The sequence below is a fragment of the Pseudomonas sp. HN11 genome (assembly GCF_021390155.1).
Classification (GTDB): domain Bacteria; phylum Pseudomonadota; class Gammaproteobacteria; order Pseudomonadales; family Pseudomonadaceae; genus Aquipseudomonas.
Window position 1 is genome coordinate 5,413,206 of sequence record NZ_CP089985.1, and the last position, 23,026, is coordinate 5,436,231.

The 23,026-nt window shown below is 60.0% G+C and carries 17 protein-coding genes; 4 read left to right on the forward strand and 13 right to left on the reverse strand.

What is annotated here, in order from left to right; genetic code table 11:
- Nucleotide 1: 1 nt before the first annotated feature.
- Nucleotides 2-1,009 carry a cytochrome d ubiquinol oxidase subunit II gene (cydB, locus tag LVW35_RS24770; RefSeq protein WP_065875348.1) on the reverse strand — a complete coding sequence of 336 codons (1,008 nt, stop codon included), beginning with the start codon at nt 1,007-1,009 and terminating at the stop codon, nt 2-4.
- A 1-nt stretch (nt 1,010) separates the two neighbouring features.
- Nucleotides 1,011-2,450, reverse strand: coding sequence for a cytochrome ubiquinol oxidase subunit I (locus LVW35_RS24775; protein WP_233892421.1), 1,440 nt, complete (start codon nt 2,448-2,450; stop codon nt 1,011-1,013).
- A 317-nt stretch (nt 2,451-2,767) separates the two neighbouring features.
- Between LVW35_RS24775 and LVW35_RS24780 the strand changes: the two genes are divergently transcribed.
- Both LVW35_RS24780 and LVW35_RS24785 read left to right on the forward strand, forming a co-directional pair.
- A complete protein-coding gene (locus LVW35_RS24780; protein ID WP_233892422.1) occupies nt 2,768-4,006 on the forward strand; it encodes an MFS transporter in 1,239 nt (412 codons plus the stop codon).
- Between the two features lie 155 nt (nt 4,007-4,161).
- Entirely contained in the window at nt 4,162-7,128 is a 2,967-nt protein-coding gene (locus LVW35_RS24785; protein WP_233892423.1) for a membrane-targeted effector domain-containing toxin, read from the forward strand.
- A gap of 85 nt (nt 7,129-7,213) precedes the next feature.
- Here LVW35_RS24785 and LVW35_RS24790 read toward each other — a convergent pair whose 3' ends face one another.
- The 4 genes from LVW35_RS24790 to LVW35_RS24805 form a co-directional block, all read right to left on the reverse strand.
- Complete coding sequence (locus LVW35_RS24790) at nt 7,214-9,397, reverse strand: xanthine dehydrogenase family protein molybdopterin-binding subunit (protein WP_233892424.1); 2,184 nt, start codon at nt 9,395-9,397, stop codon at nt 7,214-7,216.
- Nucleotides 9,394-10,383 (reverse strand): FAD binding domain-containing protein, encoded by a 990-nt coding sequence (locus tag LVW35_RS24795; RefSeq protein ID WP_233892425.1) that lies wholly within the window; start codon nt 10,381-10,383, stop codon nt 9,394-9,396. The genes LVW35_RS24790 and LVW35_RS24795 overlap by 4 nt, the downstream gene beginning before the upstream one ends.
- The gene (locus LVW35_RS24800; RefSeq protein WP_233892426.1) at nt 10,380-10,886 is read right to left on the reverse strand and encodes a (2Fe-2S)-binding protein; all 507 of its coding nucleotides are present in this window, start codon (nt 10,884-10,886) and stop codon (nt 10,380-10,382) included. The genes LVW35_RS24795 and LVW35_RS24800 overlap by 4 nt, the downstream gene beginning before the upstream one ends.
- 96 nt (nt 10,887-10,982) lie before the next feature.
- A complete protein-coding gene (locus LVW35_RS24805) occupies nt 10,983-11,429 on the reverse strand; it encodes a DUF4879 domain-containing protein (RefSeq protein WP_233892427.1) in 447 nt (148 codons plus the stop codon).
- A gap of 173 nt (nt 11,430-11,602) precedes the next feature.
- On the opposite strand from LVW35_RS24805, the gene LVW35_RS24810 reads away from it, so the two are divergent.
- Both LVW35_RS24810 and trmA read left to right on the forward strand, forming a co-directional pair.
- Nucleotides 11,603-12,898: an NCS2 family permease gene (locus LVW35_RS24810; protein WP_233892428.1), complete on the forward strand. Its 1,296-nt coding sequence runs from the start codon at nt 11,603-11,605 to the stop codon at nt 12,896-12,898.
- Complete coding sequence (gene trmA / locus LVW35_RS24815) at nt 12,895-13,974, forward strand: tRNA (uridine(54)-C5)-methyltransferase TrmA (RefSeq protein ID WP_233892429.1); 1,080 nt, start codon at nt 12,895-12,897, stop codon at nt 13,972-13,974. Before LVW35_RS24810 ends, trmA begins: the two co-directional genes overlap by 4 nt.
- On the opposite strand, the gene LVW35_RS24820 is transcribed toward trmA, so the two are convergent.
- The 7 genes from LVW35_RS24820 to LVW35_RS24850 form a co-directional block, all read right to left on the reverse strand.
- Nucleotides 13,957-14,427, reverse strand: coding sequence for a DUF2442 domain-containing protein (locus LVW35_RS24820; RefSeq protein ID WP_233892430.1), 471 nt, complete (start codon nt 14,425-14,427; stop codon nt 13,957-13,959). The genes trmA and LVW35_RS24820 overlap by 18 nt on opposite strands.
- Complete coding sequence (locus LVW35_RS24825) at nt 14,424-14,852, reverse strand: DUF4160 domain-containing protein (RefSeq protein WP_233892431.1); 429 nt, start codon at nt 14,850-14,852, stop codon at nt 14,424-14,426. Before LVW35_RS24825 ends, LVW35_RS24820 begins: the two co-directional genes overlap by 4 nt.
- Before the next feature lie 133 nt (nt 14,853-14,985).
- On the reverse strand, nt 14,986-16,302 hold the full coding sequence (locus LVW35_RS24830) for a TolC family outer membrane protein (protein ID WP_233892432.1): 1,317 nt from the start codon (nt 16,300-16,302) through the stop codon (nt 14,986-14,988).
- A complete protein-coding gene (locus LVW35_RS24835) occupies nt 16,299-17,624 on the reverse strand; it encodes an HlyD family type I secretion periplasmic adaptor subunit (protein ID WP_233892433.1) in 1,326 nt (441 codons plus the stop codon). The genes LVW35_RS24830 and LVW35_RS24835 overlap by 4 nt, the downstream gene beginning before the upstream one ends.
- Nucleotides 17,621-19,357 (reverse strand): type I secretion system permease/ATPase, encoded by a 1,737-nt coding sequence (locus LVW35_RS24840; RefSeq protein ID WP_233892434.1) that lies wholly within the window; start codon nt 19,355-19,357, stop codon nt 17,621-17,623. Before LVW35_RS24840 ends, LVW35_RS24835 begins: the two co-directional genes overlap by 4 nt.
- Before the next feature lie 166 nt (nt 19,358-19,523).
- The gene (locus LVW35_RS24845) at nt 19,524-20,144 is read right to left on the reverse strand and encodes a heme acquisition protein HasA (protein ID WP_233892435.1); all 621 of its coding nucleotides are present in this window, start codon (nt 20,142-20,144) and stop codon (nt 19,524-19,526) included.
- Between the two features lie 81 nt (nt 20,145-20,225).
- Nucleotides 20,226-22,883: a TonB-dependent receptor gene (locus tag LVW35_RS24850; protein WP_233892436.1), complete on the reverse strand. Its 2,658-nt coding sequence runs from the start codon at nt 22,881-22,883 to the stop codon at nt 20,226-20,228.
- Nucleotides 22,884-23,026 lie beyond the last annotated feature (143 nt).

The window sequence follows — 23,026 nt, forward strand, 5'->3', positions numbered from 1 at the left end:
CCTAGTGATAACCGTCTTCGTGGGTGACCTTGCCGCGGAACACATAGTAGCTCCAGAAGGTGTAGCCCAGGATGAACGGGATGATGAACAAGGTGCCGACCAGCATGAAGCCTTGGCTCTGCGGCGGCGCGGCGGCGTCCCAGATCGACACGGAGGGCGGAATGATGTTCGGCCACAGGCTGATGCCCAACCCGCTGTAGCCCAGGAAGATCAGCACCAATGTCAGCAGGAACGGCGTGTAGTGCGCATTGCGTGCCACGGCGCGGAACAGGCCGTACATGGTCACCAGCACCAGGATCGGCACTGGCAGGAACCAGAACAGGTTCGGCAAAGTGAACCAGCGCGAGGCGATTTCCGGGTGCGTCAATGGCGTCCAGATGCTCACGATGCCGATCACCGCCAGCACCACGAAAGCCAGTGGTCGTGCCAGGTTGTGCATCTTTTCCTGCAAAGGGCCTTCGGTTTTCATGATCAGCCAGGTGCAGCCGAGCAACGCATAGGCGACGATCAGCGCCACGCCGCAGAACATCGTGAACGGCGTGGCCCAGTCCAGCGAACCGCCGGCAAACTGGCGATTTACCACGGGGATGCCGTCGATAAACGCCCCCAGCGCCACGCCTTGGAAGAACGTCGCCGCCAATGAGCCGCCGATAAACGCCTTGTCCCACAGGTGACGCTTGTGGTCCTTGGCTTTGAAGCGAAACTCGAAGGCCACGCCACGGAAGATCAAACCGATCAACATCAGGATGAGCGGCAGGTACAGCGCCGACAACACCACCGAATACGCCAGCGGGAAGGCGCCAAACAACGCCGCGCCGCCCAGTACCAGCCAGGTTTCGTTACCGTCCCAGACCGGGGCCACGGTGTTCATCATCACGTCACGGTCAGTCTTGCCCGGAATAAACGGAAAGAGGATACCGATACCCAGGTCGAAGCCGTCCATGACCACGTACATCATGATGCCGAAGATGATGATCACAGCCCAGATCAGCGGAAGATCAATACCCATCTCAATTCCCCTTGTGCTGGATGTCGTCATGGTCGTTGTCGGTGCCGTCATCGGCGGCGGACAACGGACGAGCCGGCGTGCGTTTCTGACCAGGCCCCCCGTGGGTGGGCTCGGTGCTTTCGTGGGTCACAGGGCCTTTGCGCACCAGGCGCATCATGTAGCCCAAGCCCGCGCCGAACAGCGCGAAATACACCACCACGAACAGCACCAGGGTGATAGTCATCTGTGCAAGGCTATGCCCGGAGGAAGCATCCGCCGTGCGCATCAAGCCATAGACCACCCACGGCTGGCGGCCGATCTCGGTGGTGAACCAGCCCGCAAGGATCGCAATCAGGCCGGAAGGGCCCATCCACAACGCCAGGTACAGGAACGGCTTGGACGTGTACATTTTGTCGCCCCGGCGCAGCCAGAGGCTGAACAGGCCGGTGAAGATCATCAGGAAGCCCAGGCCGACCATGACCCGGAACGACCAGAACACGATGGTCGAGTTGGGGCGGTCTTCAGGCGGGAACTCCTTGAGGGCCGGCACCTGCTTGTCCAGGGAATGGGTGAGGATCAGGCTGCCCAGATACGGGATCTCGACCGCGTATTTGGTTTTTTCGGCCTTCATGTCGGGCCAGCCGAACAGGATCAGCGGCGTCGGCTCATTGCCGATATTTTCCCAGTGGCCTTCAATCGCGGCAATTTTCGCCGGCTGGTGCTTCAAGGTATTGAGGCCATGGAAGTCACCGATCACTGCTTGTATAGGCGCGACGATCAGGGCCATCCACATCGCCATCGAGAGCATCTTGCGGATCGCCGGGTTGTCCTTGCCACGCAGCAAGTGCCAGGCCGCCGAGGAGCCGACGAAGAACGCGGTTGCCACAAAGGCCGCCGTGGCCATGTGTGCCAGGCGATACGGGAATGACGGGTTGAACACGACAGCGAACCAATCGGTCGGGATCACACGGCCATCAATGATTTCAAAGCCCTGAGGCGTCTGCATCCAACTGTTGGACGAGAGGATCCAGAACGTGGAAATCAATGTACCGATGGCCACCATTACGGTGGAGAAGAAGTGCAGGTTGCGCCCCACCTTGTTCCAACCGAACAGCATCACGCCCAGGAAACCGGCCTCTAGGAAGAAGGCCGTGAGCACTTCGTACGTAAGAAGCGGCCCGGTGACGGCGCCGGCAAAGTCCGAGAAACGACTCCAGTTGGTACCGAACTGGTAGGCCATGACCAACCCGGAGACCACGCCCATGCCGAAGTTGACGGCAAAGATCTTCGACCAGAAGTGGTAGAGGTCACGGTAAGTGTCGTTGTGCGTCTTGAGCCATAAGCCTTCCAGCACCGCAAGGTAACTGGCCAGGCCGATGGTGATCGCCGGGAACAGGATGTGAAAGGAGATGGTGAACGCAAATTGAATTCGGGCGAGATCTAGCGCCTCCAAACCGAACATAAGTCTTCCTCTGTCAGGTAATACCGGCTGCTGGCGGGAGCCTGCACCCACTGCCCCCACGGATATGGAGTCTGGCGAATTTCAATTCGTTTCTTTTTTAATCCACCGCGTAGGGAATCTGGCCCCAAGGCCGCCAGGTCGATGCCCATACGGACATTGATCTGGATCAAGCATTGCTGAAAGAGTAGTCCCATTTTCAGGAATGAACTGTGTGGTCTTTTGCCGCGTGACAGACTGCCTCAGCTCAGTTGTTGCAACTATTTGTTACAACTTAGTGATAATCTCGGCGCTCCCTCCGGCCCTGACCTGAACTCCCGATGCCTAGTGAACCTGCGCTGTTGTTGCGTCACCACCGCCCTTTCATCGCGTTCTGGCTAGCGCGCATCTTCACCGCCAGCGGCTTTCAGATGCTCACCGTGGCCATCGGCTGGAACCTCTACCAACTGACGGGCAATGTGCTGGACCTGGGTTTGGTCGGCCTGGTGGAGTTTGTGCCGCGTGTGTTGTTCATGCTGCACACCGGGCATGTGGCCGACCGCTATGAACGGCGTAAGGTCGCCGCCATCTGCCAGACTGTGCAGGCGCTGATTGCCCTGAGCCTGGCCATCGGCGGGCTGACCGGCAATGTGACCCGCGAGATGATCTTCGTCCTCGCCTTCCTGCTCGGCGCCGCGCGTTCGTTTGAAATGCCGACCACTCAGGCGCTGCTCCCGAGCATCGTGCCCAGCGCGCTGTTCCCACGGGCGGTGGCCTCGTCACAGTCGGCCCAACAATTGGCCACAATCGTCGCCCCGGCCCTTGGCGGTTTGCTCTACGCCTTCGGCAGCGTCTGGGTCTATGGCCCCACAGTGGTGCTGTACCTGATCGCCTGCGTGCTGACCCTCAACCTGCCCGCCCGCCAGATGCCGCTTAACAAAGGCAAGGCCACCTTGGACTCGCTTCTGGCCGGCATCCGTTTTATCCGCAGCCGCCCGGACATCCTCGGCGCCATCTCCCTTGACCTGTTCGCCGTGTTGCTGGGCGGCGCCACCGCGTTGCTGCCGGTGTTCGCCAAGGACATCCTGCTGACCGGCGCCTGGGGCCTGGGGCTGCTGCGGTCGGCCCCAGCCGTGGGCGCGTTGTTGATGTCATTGTGGCTGGCGCGGTTCTCGGTGGACCGCCATGTGGGCCGCGTGATGTTCACCGCTGTCGGTGTGTTCGGCGTGGCGACTATCGCCTTCGGCCTTTCCACCTCCTTCTGGTTCTCCCTGGCGGTGCTGGTGGTGCTGGGGGCGGCAGACATGATCAGCATGGTCATTCGCGCCTCCTTCGTGCAATTGGAGACACCGGATGAAATGCGTGGCCGAGTCAGTGCGGTGAATGGCCTGTTTATCGGCGCGTCCAACCAGTTGGGCGAGTTTGAATCGGGGATTACCGCCCACTGGTTCGGCACCGTGCCCGCAGTGGTCATGGGCGGGATCGGTACGCTGGTGGTGACGGGGGTGTGGATCAAGCTGTTCCCAACCCTGGCCAACCGCGATCGCATGCATGTGCCGAAGGATGAGAAAAACACTTAAACATCCTCATATCGATCCATTTCGCCGGTGCCTTAGCGACAAGCCCTCGTCATACATTAAAGGATGAAAGGGCTGATACCGGCGCAGGAACTCTTCTTACCCACGCGACCACACAAAAGGAAATCATTGCCGCTGAATACTCCAGGACTACACCTATGCATATTAGTTCTACGACCTTGCCTGCTCACCGTAAGCTAGCCGAGTCAGAGCTAGCCCCCAAAAACAACGCGCATCCACCAGCCCCCGCAAGCCAGCGGAATAAACGTTCTATTGATGCTGGACCAAGTTACCAAAACAGCGTCAGCGCTGACCCCAAACCTGATAAAAACATCGGGACTGGTCAGAAAGTAACAGTACCCGTCAATGTAGGCCCAAACCCCAGCCTCGACCCCGCCACCGCTGAGATTAAAGAGTCGTTCAAAACCGTCTCACAAGAAGCCTCCATTTTTCTCAAGAAAAAATTCGCCGAGATGGCAGCGAAGGCAACAAACCCTGCCGATAAGGAAAAGTGGAATATAGACCCGGATAATACTTATCTGGTTACTTTCAACTACAACAAAACAGGCGACACCCCTTACCCCGCGAAAATCGTCCAGAGAATCTCACTGACCGAGGCGCTGGTCACCAACGCACAAGATACGCCAGAAGGAAAAGGCTTCTTGGTGCCCTACTACGCAGGAGGCCCAGAAGTCATAGTCAAGCCCGACATAAAAGCCCAAAAGCCTCAGTCGAGTGACTTCTGGAGCCGCGCCAAGCCAAACCGTGAAGACGCTGACGTCACACATACCTATCAAGGGATTTACATTGAATCCCCTGAATTGCCTGCACCGGTGTACAACGGAGGCAACCAAAGTCAGATCACGCCGGCAGAGTTCAAGAAGCTGATCTGGAAGGCCGACTTTAAAAAGCCCTACGATAAGTTTTTGGACAACTTCTGGAACAGTCACAAAGAACAATATCCGACGCTCGCCAAAGCATCCTTCACCAAATCAGCCATGGCCCAACACCAAGAAGGTAGTTTGACTGCCGAGGGCCGAGAGCTGGCGTTGCGGGCTGCCGGTTTGCCAGACAGCCAAGTATCATGGCCGGATATCACGTATGAGCAACTGAAAAAAAATCCTCCGAACGATCCCAATATTGAAATGGGCCTGCTAAAGATTGGCGACTATCAGTCCCCCGACCTTATGTACATCACCGATACCAAAGTCAAACTGGACGCCAACGGGGAAAAGGTCCCTCCACTGACCCTGCTTTACATACCAGGGAACTCCTCGCCTATTCACACATTCAGCAGCCAGGCTGAAATGAAAAAGTGGCTCGCCGAGCAAATGACTGACCCGGTTAAACGTGCAGCGATCGCCGCGCACTTCCCCCTCAAGGACAAGCCCAATGGCTTTTTGCACCCGGGTCTGGACAAGACACTCGAAAAGCTCGGGACTTGGCCAAAGGGCCTTTTCACACACAGCGGGTTGAAAACCGAGGAGTATCGGCGGTATGGCGACTTAGGGAACCCGCAAACAACCATCACGACAGAGCCCATCAAATTACCGTTCGATGAAATTGCAAAACGCCAAAAGGATCGCTCTTATGCCGATGCCAACACCAAAATAACCACCGATTTAGATGTCCATAAAAAACATGTCCTTGAAGGGTTCGAAAAGGTTGCGAAAGCGGCGCTGTTTCTAGCCCCGTTGGCGTTGGTGATGCCTGAAGTCGAGATAGCGCTGAGCGTGTACTATCTGGCGACAGGGGTAATCACAGCAGGTATCGGGATCGACGATAAAATAAGAGGTAAACCAGACGGCGATAAGCGAATTATATTCGGCGTACTCAATGCTGCGCTGATAGTACTTCCCCATATCCTGAAAGGAGGGAGTGCTGGCGAAGCTGCTGCTAATGAAATCAAGCCCCCTGAGGCAATACCCGAAAAAGCGCCCGTGGCGGAAAGCACCGAGCCACCGCCATCTGCACCCGCGTCTGAAAATGAGGTTGAACCGCACGTCAATCGCCCGTCGGGTATTGACTCGAACGATATCAAGGATTACGCCGTTGAGCAGGGCGAACAACAGATCTCAGGCGTTAAGCCAAACGCCAACGGTATCTATCAGGTCAAAGATGCCCGCGGTGAAGACCACTGGTTGATCAAAGTGACCTTTGACAAAGAGACCACCCGGGTATTTGAGATCAAGAGCGGTTTTAGACTGGATAGCGATACCGTCGAAATTATCGACCCTTTCACCCGAAAAACGGTGATGATCGTACGCAATACCGGGGACGAAACATGGGAAGTGGTTCGCGGACCGGGCGGTATAAAATTCCCATGGCAATCAAAAAGCCCCGCGGGCCAGCAGTTTGACCCTGGCGCTTATGATTATCCTGCAGAAGGAGAAGCTTCTTCGTCGAAAGTGAAGCAGAAGATTGATAAGCAGTTGAAAGACGATGCCAAGAAATTCCATAAAGCTGCAAAAACCAAACCCAGCCCCGTTCTCGACGACATCGCCAAGGATGCTTCGCCAACAGACGTTATCAATAGCGTCTACAAAAAATCACCCGGCATGATTATTGGCGAGGACCATTCCCAGTCTGCAGGGCTGCGGTTCCTCATCGACCAGGCAGGCGAATTCAAGAAGAACAACGTCATGGTCTTGTATTCGGAAGGCTTTGAGCACTCGCTTCAACCTGACCTGGATCACTTCTTCGAAACAGGGGAATTCTCCCCTGCACTCAGGAACAACTTGAGACTCATAGACCGCTCACACGCAGGCCATGAGCCCTACACCAATAGAGAATTGCTGTTAACCATGCGAAAACATGGTATTCGCATCAAAGCGATTGATGTGCCGTCCGTGGAACCCAAGACCACTCGCCTTAAAAACATGAACTACTACGCGAGCAAGGTGATTGAACACGACCAAGCGGCAAACCCTCAAGCAAAATGGGTGGCACGCGTCGGAAGCGATCACGTGTTCACCTACGACGGAGAACCGCCAATCCGAGGTATCAGTCAAATGACCGGCGCAACGGGCGTTTCCGTCGACGACGCGCCGGCAAATCAGGCAACGACGGTCACTCAATCGCGAGACAAAACCGAAATCTTCATTGATCTCAAGCGGCTCGATTAACGGACGTACCGAGCCACCGATTTTCACGAGCATTGGGACTTGAAAATCGGTGGCTGCGTTTCGCGGCGTTAGCAAGCCTATTGCGTCATAACAGCTTGTCCAAAGTGACAGGGAAATCCCGCACGCGCTTGCCCGTGGCGTGGTACACCGCATTCGCCACTGCCGCCGCCACGCCTACGATACCGATCTCACCCACCCCCTTGGACCCCAGCGCATTGACGATCTCGTCGTGTTCCTCAACGAAAACCACCTCAATCTCACCGATGTCTGCATTCACCGGAATGTGGTACTCGGCCAGGCTGTGGTTCATGAAGCGCCCCAGCTGATGATCGGTCTGGGTTTCCTCATGCAGCGCCATGCCGATCCCCCATACCACCCCGCCGAGGATCTGGCTGCGCGCCATTTTCGGATTAACCACCCGCCCCGCCGCAATCGCACTGACCACCCGGCTGACCTTGATGGTGCCCAGGTCTTCATCCACCCGAACCTCCACAAACACCGCCGAATGCGTGGCCGTGGCATAACCTTCGCGTTTCTTGTCCGGTTCACTGTCGACCTGCACCTCCAGCGCGTCTACGCCAGCATCCTTGACCAGTTGCGCCAGCGACACACTCACACTACCCGTGTGCAGGTGGCCGCCTTCAAAGCGTACCCCCTTGGCATCCTTGAACACGGGGTAAGTCTGCCTGGCGATTTCCAGCAACTTGGCGTTAAGCGCTTCACAGGCCTGCTGCACTGCGGTCCCGACCGAAGAAACGGTAAACGAGCCACCCTGCAGCGGGGCCGTCGGCAATGAAGAATCACCGAGCAGGAAGCTCACATCGGCCACCGCCACGCCGCTGGTCTGCGATGCGATTTGAGTCATGACCGTGTAGGTGCCGGTACCGATATCAGTGGTGGCACTGCTCACCGTGAGTTTGCCGTGCGCGTCGAGCCGCGCCTTGGCGCTGGCCTTCATTTGCATGGCCTCCCACACGCCGCCTGCCATGCCCCAGCCGATCAACTGACGGCCGTCGCGCATACTGCGCGGTTCCGGGTTGCGGTGGCGCCAGCCGAAACGCTCGGCACCTTCGCGGTAACACTCACGCAAGGCTTTGCTGGACCAGGGTTTGTCTTCGTTCTGGTTGCGTTCGGCGTAGTTGATCAGCCGCAGTTGCACCGGGTCGATCCCCAGCGCGCTGGCCAGCTCATCCATGGCGCACTCCAGGCCGATTACCCCGAGCGCCGCGCCAGGGGCCCGCATGTCCAGGGGTGTGAACACATCCAGCGGCACCAACTTATAAGTAAGCTGCACGTTATCGCAGTGGTAGAGCATGCCGCTCCACTCCACCACATGCTCGCTGAAATCCTCGAAGCGCGACGTCTGGCCGATGGCGGTGTGCCCCAATGCCAGCAAGCGGCCGTTGGCGGCGGCCCCCATCTGCAAACGCTGCAAGGTGCGGGGGCGGTAGCCGAAGGTGAACATCTGTTGGCGCGTCAGGGTGACGCGCACCGAACGTTTGAGCGACAACGACGCCATCACCGCCAGCGGCAATTGGTATTGCGGGCGCAGGCCTGAACCAAACGCGCCGCCGACAAACGCGGCCAAAACACGTACCTGGTTCTTATCCAGCCCGAAGACTTTTTGCACATAGGCCTGACAGTTCTGCGGCCCCTGGGTCTTGTCATGGATATGCAAGGTGCCGTCCGGTTGATACAGCACAGTGCTGGCGTGGGGCTCCATCGGGTTGTGGTGCTCGATGGGGGTGCTGTAATGCAGATCCAGGCTGACAGCGGCGTTGGTCCATTCTGCCTGGAAGTTGCCGCGCGGCTTGGGCGGGGTTTGCGGGGAGGCATGGGCCTGTTCCTGCATGGCCAGCAGGTCGGTTTCGAAGGCTTCGGTTTCGTACTCGATATGCACCAGGGAGCCGGCATGCCGTGCCAACTCCAGGTTATCGGCGATCACCAACGCCAAGGGCTGGCCGCTGTACAGCACTTGGTCGTTGTACAGAGGGCGAAACGGCGAGCCATCGGCGGCGTCGGCATCTTGGAAAGCATCGTCGTAGCTGGCGATTTTCGGCCGGTTTAGATGATGGATCACATCCACTACACCCGGCAGGGCCAGCGCCCTGGAAGCGTCGATACGCAGCACACGGCCCTTGGCGACGGTGCTGGACACCACGCTGCCATGCAGCAAGCCGTCCTCGGCAAACTCTGCGGCATAACGCGCTTTGCCTGTGACCTTGAGCAGACCGTCAACCCGGTCCAGTGGTTTGCCGATAGCGGTCATGGGCGTTCTCCTGCGACAGCCGCATCGCTCAGGGCACGAATGATGCCCCGGCGCGCCAGCTTGATCTTGAAACCGTTGTGTTCCAGAGGTTCTGCGTCTTGCAGCATTGCGTCAGCGGCGTGGCTGAAGATTTCGCGGCTGACAATCTGGCCGATCAGCGCGGCTTCTACTGCGCGGTCACGCCAGGGCTTGTGGGCAACACCGCCAAGCGCCAGGCGTGCATCAACAATGGTGTCGCCCTCCAGCTCAAGCGCCGCTGCCACAGATACCAGCGCGAACGCATAGGATGCGCGGTCGCGAATCTTCAAGTAGTTGCTATGGCTCGCCAGGTTATCGGCAGGCAGTTCGATGGCGGTGATCAGCTCATCGTCGGCCAACTGGTTGTCACGCTGCGGCGCATCACCGGGCAGGCGGTGGAAGTCGGCAAACTCGATGATCCTCGATCCGCCACGCCCCTCGACATGCACCCGTGCCTCCAGTGCCGCCAACGCCACGCACATGTCCGAAGGATGAGTCGCCACACACTGTTCACTGGCGCCGAGGATTGCGTGGATTCGGTTCAAGCCGGTGCGCGCCGGGCAGCCGCTGCCGGGTTCACGCTTATTGCACGGCACGGTGGCGTCATAGAAGTAGTAGCACCGGGTGCGCTGCAATAGATTGCCACCGGTGCTGGCCATGTTGCGCAGTTGCGGCGAAGCGCCCGCCAGGATGGCCTGGGACAGCAGTGGGTAACGCTGTTCGATCAGCGGGTGCCAGGCCAGGTCGGCATTGCTCACCAAGGCGCCGATCAGCAGCCCGCCCTCGGCGGTTTCCTGCACCTCATTTAACGGCAGCCCCGTGATATCGATGAGATGCTCGGGGCAACTGATGTTTTCTTTCATCAGGTCCAGCAGGTTCGTGCCACCGGCGATAAAGCGCGACGCGGCGCTGCTCAGGTGCACGGCCTCCTGTACATCGGCCGGCTTGCTGTACTGGAAGGGATTCATTGCTCACCTCCAACAACGTCCTCGATGGCATCGCGGATATTGCTGTAGGCGCCGCAGCGGCACAGGTTGCCGCTCATCAGTTCCTGGATCTGCGCGGTGTCGTGGGCGCGACCTTCATTGACCAGGCCGACCGCTGAACAGATCTGCCCAGGGGTGCAGTAACCGCACTGGAAAGCGTCGTGTTTGATGAAGGCTTGTTGCATCGGGTGTAGTTGCTCACCGTCGGCCAGACCTTCGATGGTGGTCAGCTCGGCACCGTCGCACATCACCGCCAAGGTCAGGCAGGCATTGATCCGCTTGCCGTCGCGCAACACCGTGCAGGCACCGCACTGGCCGTGGTCGCAGCCTTTTTTGCTGCCGACCAGGCCGAGTTGTTCACGCAACAGGTCAAGCAGCGTGGTCCAAGGCAGCACATCCAGCTGGCGGTCCTGGCCGTTCAGGCGCAGGCATATCGAGTGGCTGGCGAACGGTTGATCCGCCGCGCCATTGGGGGTCGCGCTCATAAACACCTCACGGGTTGGTGTACATCCGCGGCGTTCAGGAAAGTCGCCGTCTCAGGGGTACGACTTCCCGGCGTATTGAGCGTTCAAGCTGATTGATCAGCGGATATTGAGCTGCGTCGACAAGGTATTGCGCGGCGGGTTGATGGATGAGTTGCTGTATTGGAACCAGCCCTGGGCCTCGACATCCAGGTCAAACACATAGATGTAGCCCATCAATGTGCCGGCCCCATTGCAGGCTTCGCTAATGTTGCCGACCTGGCATACCGCCGTGCGCTGGCCATTCAACACTGCACCATTGAAGAGGCCGACCGGATTATTCCCCAGGCCCACTTCCATTACCGAAACCTTGGTGGGGCCCCGGTGCGTGCACATCTGGGTGCCTTGCGCGCGCTCGGGGATGTTTTCGGCGCAACCGGCCGACTCAACCTTGAACACGCGCACTTCGCTCAAGGGCGGTGCAGTCGCGCCCCAGGCCGGTGCTGCGCCAAGCAACAGGCTGATACAGGAGATCAGGGCTAGACTCCACGGGCTGGCGATTTTCATGCTGCAAGTGACCTTCGTTTAAACGTCGGCGCAGTATGCCTCAAGGCCTCGGCTGCTGGTATGATGCGCCGCTTTTTCCGATCCTCTCTGAAACCAAAGGCGCTTGGCGCAGTTTGTGCTTTGACTTAGAGGTCAACAAATCACGACGCCACAGAGCGTCACAGGGAGCAGGCATGCTGGAAAAGCTGTTTCAACTCAAAGCACACAACACCAACGTGCGCACCGAGATACTCGCGGGGATCACGACATTCCTGGCCATGGCCTATATCCTCTTCGTCAACCCGAGCATCCTCGGCGAGACCGGCATGGACAAGGGCGCGGTGTTCGTCGCGACCTGCCTGGCGGCGGCTATTGGTTCGACCGTGATGGGCCTGATCGCCAACTACCCGATCGCACTCGCGCCGGGCATGGGCCTCAACGCCTTCTTTACCTACACCGTGGTCCTGCACATGGGCCATACCTGGCAAGTGGCGCTGGGTGCGGTGTTTATCTCGGCGGTGCTGTTCTTCCTGCTGTCGATCTTCCGTATTCGTGAATGGATCATCAACGCCATCCCACTGCCATTGCGCTCGGCGATTGCCGCCGGTATTGGCCTGTTCCTGGCGTTAATCGCTTTGCATAACGCCGGAATCGTGGTGAGCAACCCGGCCACCATGGTGGGCTTGGGCGACCTGAAACAACCTGCGCCGATCCTGGCCACCCTCGGTTTCGTGCTGATCGTCGCCCTGGAAGCCCTGGCCGTGCGCGGCGCGGTGCTGATCGGCATCCTGGCGGTGACCATCGTCTCGATCCTGCTCGGCGTCACCGCCTTCGGCGGAGTGACCTCGATGCCACCGTCGCTGGCCCCGACCTTCCTGCAGCTGGATATCAAAGGCGCGCTGGATATCGGCCTGGTCAGCGTGATCTTCGCCTTCCTGTTCGTCGACCTGTTCGACAACTCCGGCACACTGATCGGCGTGGCCAAGCGCGCTGGTCTGATGGGCAAGGACGGCCACATGCCGAAAATGGGCCGTGCGTTGATCGCCGACAGCACCGCCGCCATGGCCGGCTCGCTGCTGGGTACCTCGACCACCACCAGCTACATCGAATCGGCTGCGGGCGTGAGCGCCGGTGGCCGTACCGGCTTGACCGCCATCGTGGTCGCGATTCTGTTCCTGCTGGCGCTGTTCTTCTCGCCGCTGGCCGCCAGCGTACCGGCCTTCGCCACTGCGCCTGCACTGCTGTTCGTGGCGGTGCTGATGACCCAGGGCCTGGCCGAAATCGACTGGGACGACATTACCGTTGCAGCGCCGGTGGTGGTCACCGCCCTGGCGATGCCTTTCACTTACTCCATCGCCAACGGCATCGCCTTCGGCTTCATCGCGTGGACAGCCATCAAGCTGCTTTCGGGCCGCTACCGTGAGCTGAACCCGGCGCTGGTGATCCTGTCGATCCTGTTTGTGATCAAGCTGGGCTGGTTCAACGCATGACTTTTGACGCCGCAAGCTACACCGCTCAACTGCAAGACAAGGTCACGCGCTTGCGTGACCTGCTGGCCCCGTTCGACGCGCCAGAGCCGCAGGTCTTCGACTCGCCGCTGCAGAATTTTCGCCTGCGCGCCGAGTTCCGCCTGTGGCGCGAGGGCGGTGAGCGACACTACGCGATGTTCTCCCAGGACGACAAGCGCACGCCGATCCTGATCGAAGAGTTCCCCATTGCAAGCGCACGCATCAACCAGTTGATGCCGCAACTCAAGGCCGCCTGGCAAGCCAGCGCCGCGCTGAGCCACAAGCTTTTCCAGGTGGAGTTCCTGACCACCCTGGCCGGCGACGCGATGATCACCCTGTGCTATCACCGCCCGCTGGACGAGCATTGGCACACCGCCGCGAACAAGCTGGCGGCCGACTTGAATGTCAGCATCATCGGCCGTTCCAAGGGTAAGCGCGATGTGATCGGCCATGACTACGTGGTGGAAAAACTCGACGTCGGCGGACGCACTTTCAGTTACCGCCAACCCGAAGGCGCCTTCACCCAGCCCAACGGCACGGTGAACCAGAAGATGCTCAACTGGGCTTACGAAGCACTGGGCGATCGCCCGGATGATCTGCTGGAGTTGTATTGCGGCAACGGCAACTTCACCCTGCCGCTGGCCACCCGCGCGCGCAAAGTGCTGGCCACCGAAATCAGCAAGACCTCGGTGAATGCGGCCCTGAGCAACCTCGATGAAAACGCGGTAGGTAACGTCACCCTGGTACGTCTCTCAGCCGAAGAACTCACTGAAGCACTGAACGAAGTGCGTCCGTTCCGTCGCCTGCACGGCATCGACCTGAAAAGCTACGAATTCGGCAGCGTCTTCGTCGACCCACCGCGCGCCGGCATGGACCCGGACACCTGCGAGCTGACGCGTCGCTTCGATAACATCCTGTACATCTCCTGCAACCCGGAGACATTGGCGGCGAACATTGCGCAGCTGCATGACACGCACCGCATTACCCAATGTGCGATGTTTGACCAGTTCCCGTGGACCCACCATATGGAGTCCGGGGTGTTATTGACCCGGCGGTAACTCAGCGTCATCCGTCGGTTTCTTGCGCGGCCGTCCGCCCTTCTTGCCATTGGCTCGGGCGGCGGCGGCTTTGGCGGCGCTGCTTTTGCGGCCGTTGCGCGAGGCCACCAGGCTGGTAGCCAGGTCCATGAGGGGTTTGCTGGAGGCGATCAGGCCCGTGACCGAAACGTCTAGGTCTTTGGCCTCACAGCACAGCGCCTTTCCGCCAAAGCCGACTTCCAACTGTTGAAAGTCCTGCAGGGAAAACCCTTCGAACTCCGGCAGCCCCGCCACAGGCAACATGACGCGACTGCCGTCGCTGAAGCCGATGGAAATGCAGTTGTCTTCATAACGCACAGAGCTGGCGCGGGCATAAAGGTGCCGTGTCTTGCGCCCTCGGGCTATCGCCTTTTCGACGTCGGCCTCAGTGAGCGGTTTGTAGGGTACAACTTTGGCTTTTACGATTTGCTTCATAGTTCAATCTCCACAAAACCCGGCGCCCTGACCAGATTCAAAATTGTTTTCTGCCCCACGACATCGTGCCGGGCACGCGCGATCACATAAACACCCGGCTGAATGAGTAGCCCAGGCAACACCTCGTGGGCCTCCCAATCCCAGGAATGATTCTCCAGGCAGACCGTTTGCAGGTAGTCCCACCAGATCCTGCGTGCGCGCGCCAAGTAGTGCCGCTGCATGATCGCCTCGCGTATTTCTTTCAAGACCGCCATGGGTGGCTGCCGCCGCTCAGGCTCTACGTCCCACAACTCCACGTCCCCATTCAGAAAGCTGAAACGAAAACGTGCATCCCATTCGTTCCCCCTCACATGCACATGGGGCGGGCAATGCTCGTCCCTGATAAACACTGAAATCACATATCCTTTGTAAGTGCCTACTCTCATCGTAACCCATCCGTTAGGTTATTTTCCGCCAGGTAACAATTTTCCCCTATCACCCGACAACCGGCTCCGCTTCCGAAGTTGTCTCACAGATTAGTAAGCACAAAAAACCCGGCGGATGCCGGGTTGTAACCACTCATGCCGGGGGCTGGAAATACCTCGCCAGCGCCCGCAAATCCTGCTCGCTCAGCAACCCCGCGTAATACTTCAACTGAATCCTCGCCAACAGATACGCATGCCGTGCATTCGCCAAATCACGGCGGGCAGTGAAAAGTTGTTGCTCGGCGTCGAGGACGTCGAGGTTGACCCGCTCACCGCCGGTTACACTCTTTTTCGTCGCAGCGACCAACGCCGTGGCGGAGCTGACGGCCATCTCATAGGCACGCACTTTCGCCGCGCCGCTGGTGTTGAGGTTGAACTGTTTGCGCAACTCCACCAGGGTGGTCGAGGTTTGTGCGTCCAGCTCGTATTGGGCCTGGGACAACTGGTTCGCCGCCTGACGGGTGGATGCCGACACACCGCCGCCGGCAAACAGCGGCAGGCTGACCTGGATGCCGACCGTGTTGGTGTCGTACTTCTGGTTGTAGCTGCTTTCCGAGTCGGAGTTGGTCTGGCGGCTGGTGGCGTACAGGCTGACTTTGGGCAGGTGGCCAGCACGTTTGCGTTCCACTTCATAGGAGGCTACATCCAGGGCGTGGTGCTGAGATTTAAGTTCCGGGTTGTTGGCCATGGCCAGTTCACGCCAAGTCTCGAAACGATTGGGTTCCAGAGGCGCAATTTCGAATTGACGGGTCAGCGGCGCCAGCTCTTCGATCTGCAACGGTTGGCCGACAATGGCTTCCAGCTCGCGCAAGGCACTGTCCTGTGTGTCCTGGGATTCAATTTCTTCGGCCTGGGCCAGGCTCAGGCGCGCCTGGGTTTCCAGCACATCGGTGCGCGTGCCTTCACCACCTTTTAGAAGGCGCTCATTGAGTTGCAGGCGCTCGGCATACGCACGCTTCTGTGCACGGCTCAGCTCGATGCGTTCCTGGGCCAACAAGGCCTGGCTGTAGGCATTGAGTACCCGCACCGCCAGCTCCTGGCTCTTGCCGCGAAAGCGCTCGTCGGCCATCAGCGCCTGGGCGGTGCCTTGGCGAAAACGCGCGTAGGCTTCGTAGTCCAGCAGCGGTTGCTGCAAGGTCAGGGTCGAGGCATAGCTGCGGTAGTCGCGGTCGCTGGTGGCATTGCCCGCCGTCACTTCGGACTCGTTGCGCGAGTTGTTGTAGCTCCATGACAAATTCGGCAACAACGCCGCCCGGCCGATCGCGCGGTTTTCTTCACCGCCTTCACGCTCCTGGATGGCGGCCTGAAACGTCGGATCATTGCGCAAAGCCAGGTCGTAGGCATCCAGCAAACCCAGGGCGTGCGTCGCCGAGGTACAACCGAAACACAAGGTAAACAACAACGCCTTCATTCTTCCACCAGGGCCATATGGGTGCGATCCATCAGGGGTTTGAACAGGTAGTTGAGCATCGAGCGCTCGCCGGTCTTGACGAAGGTTTCCACCGGCATGCCCGGGCGGATCTGCACGCCGTCCAGTTGCTGCATGTCGGCCGCGCGGACTTGGGCGCGCAGCGTGTAATACGGCTCGTCGGTGCGCTCATCGACCTGGCGGTCCGCCGACACCAGCGTCACCTCGCCGACCACCCGAGGTGTGGTGGATTGGTTGAAGGCCGAGAACATCAGCTCCACCGGCAGGCCAGGGTGCACCTTGTCGACCATCTGCACCGGCACCCGCGCTTCCACCAGCAGCGGTTCGTCCTGGGGCACGATGTCCATCAACGCCTGGCCGGGCTTGATCACGCCACCTTCGGTGTACACGTCCAACCCCACCACCACGCCGCTCGCGGGCGCACGCACCAGGCTGTTGGCCAGTTCGAATTCGGCTGATGCCAGGCGATTGCGCAGATCATCGCTGCGGGTGCGCGTCTCGGCCAACTGGCCACGCAGGTCTTTCTGGAAGTCTTCGCCAAGCTGGCGGATGCGCAGGTGCAGCTCCATCACCTGGCGCTGCAGTTGGCCGATGCGCCCGTAGTCCTCGGCGATGGCGCCGTCGATTTGTGAGTACAGCCGTTCGCTGTCGAGCAGGCGGTTGCGCGGGATGTAACCCTCGCGCGCCAACTCGCGCAGGCCCTGCAACTGCTCATTCAACGCGGCGCGCTGCTGGACTTTGCTCGCTTGCGAATCCCGCGTGCCCCGTAATTGCGCCTCGGCACCGGCGATGGTTTCGCGCAAGCCTTGTTGCTCGGTGGCCAGAGCCTGGGCGCGACTACTGAAGAGTTGCCGTTGCAGGTCCAGGGTGCCCACCGCCTCAGGATCGTTGAGCAGTTCAGGGCCGAAACTGATCGCCGCTAAACCTTCGCTTTCGGCACTCAAACGCGCCTCACTCGCCAGGGACGCCAGGTACTGGCTACGTAAGGACTGCATCTGCCCACGCAACGGGGTTTCCTTCAAACGCAACAACACTTGACCGGCGCTCACCACGTCACCGTCGCGCACGTCGATACGTTCGACGATGCCCCCGGCCGGGTGCTGCACGGTCTTGCGATGGCCCGAGACCATGACCTTGCCCGGCACTGCCACGCCCTTGTCCAGCGGAGCCAACGCCGCCCAGCCGAGGAAACCGGCGAAACCACCGAGTACCAACAACCAGCCCAGGCGCGAATACTTTTTGTCATCCAGCGCCAGCACGTTATCTGGCGCTTCGCTGACGCGCACAGGTTTGATCTGATTCATGCCTGTTTTCCTTCACCGAGGCGGTAGCTCATGCTCAGGGTCGAAACCGGCTTGGTCGCGGCCGGTTTCTGCCGTGCCTCCAGTACACGCGCCGTCGGCCCGAAGGCCTGCAACTGGCCGTCCTTGAGGATCAGCAACTGGTCCGTCAGGCTCAGCACGTTGGGTTTGTGGGTGATCAGAATGACCGTACGCCGCTGTTGCTTGAGCTGGGCGATGGCCTGGAGCAGAGCCTGCTCGCCGACTTCATCAAGATTGGCATTCGGCTCATCCAGCACGATCAGCGCAGGCAAGCCGTATAGCGCGCGGGCCAGCGCAACGCGTTGTTTCTGGCCGCCAGACAGCCCGGCGCCGCCCTCTCCCAATTGCGTGTCATAGCCTTGGGGCAGTTGCAGGATCAGGTCATGCACGCCGGCCATTTGCGCGGCCGCGAGGACTTTATCCGCGTCGACCTCAGCAAACCGCGCGATGTTTTGCGCGATGCTGCCGGCGAACAGTTGAATGTCTTGAGGTAGATAGCCGATGTACGGGCCCAACTGCTGCTTGTCCCACTGGGCCAGGTCGGCACCGTCCAGCCGCACCTTGCCGGCCAAAGGTGCCCAAGCGCCCACCAGTATCCGAGCCAGGGTGGATTTACCGCAGCCAGACGGCCCGATCACGCCCAGGACTTCGCCTGCTGCAAGGTTGAAGCCCAGATTAGCCAACGCGGGCCGACGACTGCCGGCGGCACAAGCGCTGATCTGTTCGACACTCAGTTGGCCTTTGGGCACCGGTAGCGTCATGCGCTCCGGGCGCGCGGGATTCGCCTGCAGCATCTGCGATAACCGATCAAAGGCCAGGCGCGCCGAGCCCCACTGTTTCCACACGCCGATCAACTGGTCGATAGGGCTCAGCACGCGGCCCATCAGGATCGAGCCAGCAATCATCATCCCCGGCGTTATCTCGCCCTGCACCGCCAGTAAAGCGCCCAGGCCCAGCACCAGGGATTGCAACGCCAGGCGCACGCCCTTGGACCACGCGGTAACGGTGGCGGTCTTTTCACTGGCCAGGTTCTGCTGCGCCAAAAATGCCTGATGCTGGCCGAACCAACGTACACGCAAGGTGGCGAGCATGCCCATGGCTTCGATGGTGTCGGCATTGCGCAGGTTGGCCGTGGCCTGCTGGCTGGCGCTGATGGACAGTTGACTCGCCAAAGCCATCGGCGCCTGGCTGACGTGATGGTTGATCCACGCCAGCACGATCAACAACAGCGCGCCGACCAGCGCCAACACGCCGAGCCAGGGATGGAACAGGAAAATCACCAACAGGTACACCGGGAACCACGGCGCATCAAAGAACGCAAACAACGCCTGGCCGGTGGCAAATTGGCGCAACGTGGTCAGGTCATGCAGCGCCTGGCCCGCGGCCTGGTTACCGCCCTTGAGTTGCGCTTCGAACGCGGCGTCGTACACCCGCTGGTTCAGGCGCATGTCCAGCTGCGTGCCGAGGCGGATCACCACCTGGCTGCGCACCCACTCCAACGCGCCCATCAGGCCGAACAGACCGAGGATCATCAGCGTCAGCATGAGCAGGGTCATCTGGTTACCCGAGGCCAGTACCCGGTCGTACACCTGCAACATGTACAACGCCGGGGCGAGCATCAGCAGGTTGATCACCGCCGAGAACAGGCCGATGTTGAAGAAGCCACTTTTATAGGCCGTGAGGGCGGCCAGGGTTTCGTTGCCGGCGTGGCGCATCTGGGGATTCTCATGGGTTGAGCGGGCAGCGCCGCCGCGTTGACAGGCAGAGCGACGCTGCACAGAATTCGGCACCGCCATCGCGCGAAGAGTTAGAAGGCTTGGCGACAGCGGTGTGTCATGCGGCGAATGGGAGAGCGATCTTCCATTCGCTTTCTTCATGGCCTCAGGCGGCCAGGGCGAAGTCCTGAGGCACGTCTTGCACGCCAACCAGCGCCACGTCGGACGCTGCGACCGAAGCCGAGTCCACATGCGCCACACCGGCAGCGGCCAGTTGGTCGAACGTTGAGTTGATCGACAGGCTGGGGTCGATGTCCTTGAGCAGGGAGTCGATCGCCGAAGCCAGTGCCGAGCTGTCGCCGCTCATCAGCCCGTACACGATTTTGTGCACCTGGCCGTCACGGCCTTCGGACTGCAGGCTCGACAGTCCCAGGTTGGCGAAGCTGACTTCTTGCTCGGCGAGGCTGTAGCTGCCGCCGGCCGCACCGCCCGTCAGGATAGTGCCCAGGTCCAGGGAGTCGATCGAACCCCACAAGGTGTGCGAGGGCGGGTTGAACAAGGTGTAATGCAGATCGCCGTTAGCGACCACTGCCGCGTTGCTGACAGTGCTCGACACACCGTATTGGGTGCCATCAAACGGGCCAGGATTGAAACCACCGGTGTTCGAACCCTCTTTGACCGACCCTTCACGGTGGTTCAGGTCGCCAAAGTAAGCCGACCAGTCGCTCAGGTATTCGGCAACGGTGTTAGCGGCGTAGGCCGTGCTGTATGAAATAGAAATGCTCATGCAAAACTCCAAGTCATGGGGTGGTATCTCCGCAGCAAGCCGGTGCCTGCTGTGGTTTTGCCCATCACTGGGCAAAATCGGTCAGAACTGATATTCGACGGTGCCTTGCAAGGTGCGCCCTCGTCCCAGGGTGAAGGCCAACACGTCGCCCAGCGGCACCAGGTAGGCGCGGTCGGTGACGTTTTCCATGGCCAGGCGCAAGGTCAACCGGTCGGTGGCGCGGTAGCTGCTGTAGAGGTCGTAGACGGTGTAAGGCTTCCAGTCGGCCGGGTAGACGCCGGTTTGCGAAGTGGTCACGCCAACGCCACCTTTTACGTAGTAACCGCCGCTGTAGCGGGCGCGGACGCCCACATCCAACTTGCGCTCAAGGAAGCGCGCGCCCAGCGTCGCGGTGCCACGGTCCATCGGCATGTGTTCGGAGGAACCCAGGATCGCACTGCAGCTCTGCCCCGCATTGGCCACATCGTCCGGCACCATAGCGGTGACCGGCGCCCGACTACCCGGCCCTTTCTGGATCTTGGTGACACCGCCCAGCCACGCCGTCTTGCTGCAGAACTTGTTGCTGCCAAGCATGCGCGTGTAGTTGAACTGGCCGTAGGCAAACCCGGCGTCATAATCCAACTGGTATTCAAGGCCGCGAAAACGCGTGGTCTCCAGGTTATTCACATACGCCGCATTGCCGATATTGGCGATGCCATAACCGGGCGGCTGCACGCCCAGGGCCATGTAGGAGAAGTCATCGACGCGGGTGTTGAAATAGGACACCTTCATACCCACCCGATCCTCGGCGAACAGCAGGTCTTCCTTCAGCACGTTGAAGCCGACTTCCCAGGCCGTGGACGTCTCGGGCTTCAAGTAGGGGTTGGGGAAAATCGACTCCGAGCCGCCGCCATGGGGACGGCCGCTGACCAGGCTTTCAGTGACCGCCGGCGGGCGCCAGCCCTTGCCGTACGTGGCGAACAATTGCAACCAATCCACACCGGGCTTGATCGACAGGCCGAAGGTCGGCGAGAAATGCCCCTCCTCCCGATCCACGTCATAAGTCATGGGCAAGCCGACTTGCCGGGTGGTGCCGATAATGAACGTACGGGTATTCAGGCCGGTTTCGCCGCGCAGCCGATAGCGGTCGTAACGCAACCCGGCATTGAGGTTCAGCCAGTTGTCGTAGTCATAATCCAGACGCGCGAACAGGCTGCCCATCGCCCGATCCCCCTTGGGCGTGATGCTTTCAGCCGCCGAGGCCGTCACCGCTGAATCCGCCGCAACCAACTGGTTGGAGTCCGGGCGGACCTTGTCGTAGAAAAATTCCAGCCCATAGTTGGCCTTGATCACGGACAACTCGCTCAAGGCAAAGGTCGAGATGTTCTGCGCCTGGAAACCATAGGTATGGGTCTGATACGTGACGTCGTAGCCCTTGCTGCTGCCGCGGGTCAGCGTGGTTTGGTCATTGCGCGTGTCGACGTAATAGAGCTTGGCTTTGAAATCGATCAGCGGATTGTCCGGCGTGTAGCTGTAGTCCAGCGCGAAGTTCTGCGCCGTCACGTTACTGCTGCCGAGCTTTTCCCAGAGCTGGGCTTTTTCGGCAGTCATCATGTTGACGTCGTCGTAGTCGACTTCGGTAGTCAGGTAGCTCAGTTGCAGACGCTGATCCACCGGCAGCTTGAGACCCAGCTTGAGCAGACGTGAGCGCATCACCGAGTCGGTGTATTCGACGGTGGTGTTCTTGATCCGGTCCTCACCGGCCGGCAGGAAGGAGCTGCCGGTGCGCAACTCACCGATGCTGCCCTGGGTGCCGGGCTTGTAATCACCGAGGTGACGCTCGCTGGCGGCCACCAGCATGTCCCACACATCGGTGCCCACGGCAAACGCCGAACTGCCAATAAAATGAGTGCCGTTGCCGCGCCCGCCCAGGCCAGTGGTCAAGCGGATACGCCCGCCGATTTCCTTGCCGTCCTTGAGCAGATCCGCAGCCTCAACGGTGCGAAAGTTGGCCACTCCACCGATCACGCCCGCGCCGCCCATCGTGGAAGTGGCGCCCTTCTCGATCACTACTTCAGAGAGCAACTCCGGATCGACATACAGTGTGCCGTTGCGCTGCTGGTGGCCACTTTGCTGATAATTCTGACGCATGCCGTCCACCGACATGTTGACCCGGCCGTAATCCTGGATGCCGCGGATATTCACCGACAAGCCAGGGTCTTGCTGGCTGACGGCCGAGTAGACACCCGGCGCCTCCTCCAACATTTCAGCCGCGTGTCGCGCAGGGTTGCGATCCAATTGCTCACGCCCGACCACACTCACCGAGCGCGGCGATGAATACACCCAGTCGTTGGAATGCAAGCCAGTGATCGTCGTGGTTGCCAGCGCCAAGGCTGCGCCGCTTTGCTCAACGCGGGTCAGGGTGACCTGGCGCTCCCCGTTGAAGCGATACTCCACCGGGGCATTCCCCAACACGCGCGCCAAGCCTTCCTGCACGCCGTACTGTCCCTTCACTGCCGTGCTCTGCAAACCTTCCAGGCGCTGGCTGTCGAACAGCACCTGCAAGCCGGCCTGGTCGGCGAATGCCAGCACAGCACTGCCCAGGGATTGCGCAGGAATATCAATCTTCAGCACGCCAGGTTGTGCAGCCTTCACCTGAGGCTGCACGGCATACACCGGCGCCACTGCGGCGAACAGGGCCAGGTGAATGGCCAGGGCCAATCGGCTACCAGCGATACGCCCCTTGTTGAGTGCTGACATTTCTGTTGGTCCCTGCGCTAAGCGTTTTGGTTTGTGCGAATGCTTCTCACCTAGCAAGACGTGTGACGCGCACGAAGTCAGTAAGACTTTTTCGAAAGTTTTTGAGAGGGGGGATTTCAGACGGTGGGAGAAGGCCTCCCACC

Bases quoted from the DNA above. Each gene is read 5' to 3' on its own strand.
- cydB (WP_065875348.1), bottom strand. From the start codon at position 1,009: ATGGGTATTGATCTTCCGCTGATCTGGGCTGTGATCATCATCTTCGGC.
- LVW35_RS24775 (WP_233892421.1), bottom strand. From the start codon at position 2,450: ATGTTCGGTTTGGAGGCGCTAGATCTCGCCCGAATTCAATTTGCGTTC.
- LVW35_RS24780 (WP_233892422.1), top strand. From the start codon at position 2,768: ATGCCTAGTGAACCTGCGCTGTTGTTGCGTCACCACCGCCCTTTCATC.
- LVW35_RS24785 (WP_233892423.1), top strand. From the start codon at position 4,162: ATGCATATTAGTTCTACGACCTTGCCTGCTCACCGTAAGCTAGCCGAG.
- LVW35_RS24790 (WP_233892424.1), bottom strand. From the start codon at position 9,397: ATGACCGCTATCGGCAAACCACTGGACCGGGTTGACGGTCTGCTCAAG.
- LVW35_RS24795 (WP_233892425.1), bottom strand. From the start codon at position 10,383: ATGAATCCCTTCCAGTACAGCAAGCCGGCCGATGTACAGGAGGCCGTG.
- LVW35_RS24800 (WP_233892426.1), bottom strand. From the start codon at position 10,886: ATGAGCGCGACCCCCAATGGCGCGGCGGATCAACCGTTCGCCAGCCAC.
- LVW35_RS24805 (WP_233892427.1), bottom strand. From the start codon at position 11,429: ATGAAAATCGCCAGCCCGTGGAGTCTAGCCCTGATCTCCTGTATCAGC.
- LVW35_RS24810 (WP_233892428.1), top strand. From the start codon at position 11,603: ATGCTGGAAAAGCTGTTTCAACTCAAAGCACACAACACCAACGTGCGC.
- trmA (WP_233892429.1), top strand. From the start codon at position 12,895: ATGACTTTTGACGCCGCAAGCTACACCGCTCAACTGCAAGACAAGGTC.
- LVW35_RS24820 (WP_233892430.1), bottom strand. From the start codon at position 14,427: ATGAAGCAAATCGTAAAAGCCAAAGTTGTACCCTACAAACCGCTCACT.
- LVW35_RS24825 (WP_233892431.1), bottom strand. From the start codon at position 14,852: ATGAGAGTAGGCACTTACAAAGGATATGTGATTTCAGTGTTTATCAGG.
- LVW35_RS24830 (WP_233892432.1), bottom strand. From the start codon at position 16,302: ATGAAGGCGTTGTTGTTTACCTTGTGTTTCGGTTGTACCTCGGCGACG.
- LVW35_RS24835 (WP_233892433.1), bottom strand. From the start codon at position 17,624: ATGAATCAGATCAAACCTGTGCGCGTCAGCGAAGCGCCAGATAACGTG.
- LVW35_RS24840 (WP_233892434.1), bottom strand. From the start codon at position 19,357: ATGCGCCACGCCGGCAACGAAACCCTGGCCGCCCTCACGGCCTATAAA.
- LVW35_RS24845 (WP_233892435.1), bottom strand. From the start codon at position 20,144: ATGAGCATTTCTATTTCATACAGCACGGCCTACGCCGCTAACACCGTT.
- LVW35_RS24850 (WP_233892436.1), bottom strand. From the start codon at position 22,883: ATGTCAGCACTCAACAAGGGGCGTATCGCTGGTAGCCGATTGGCCCTG.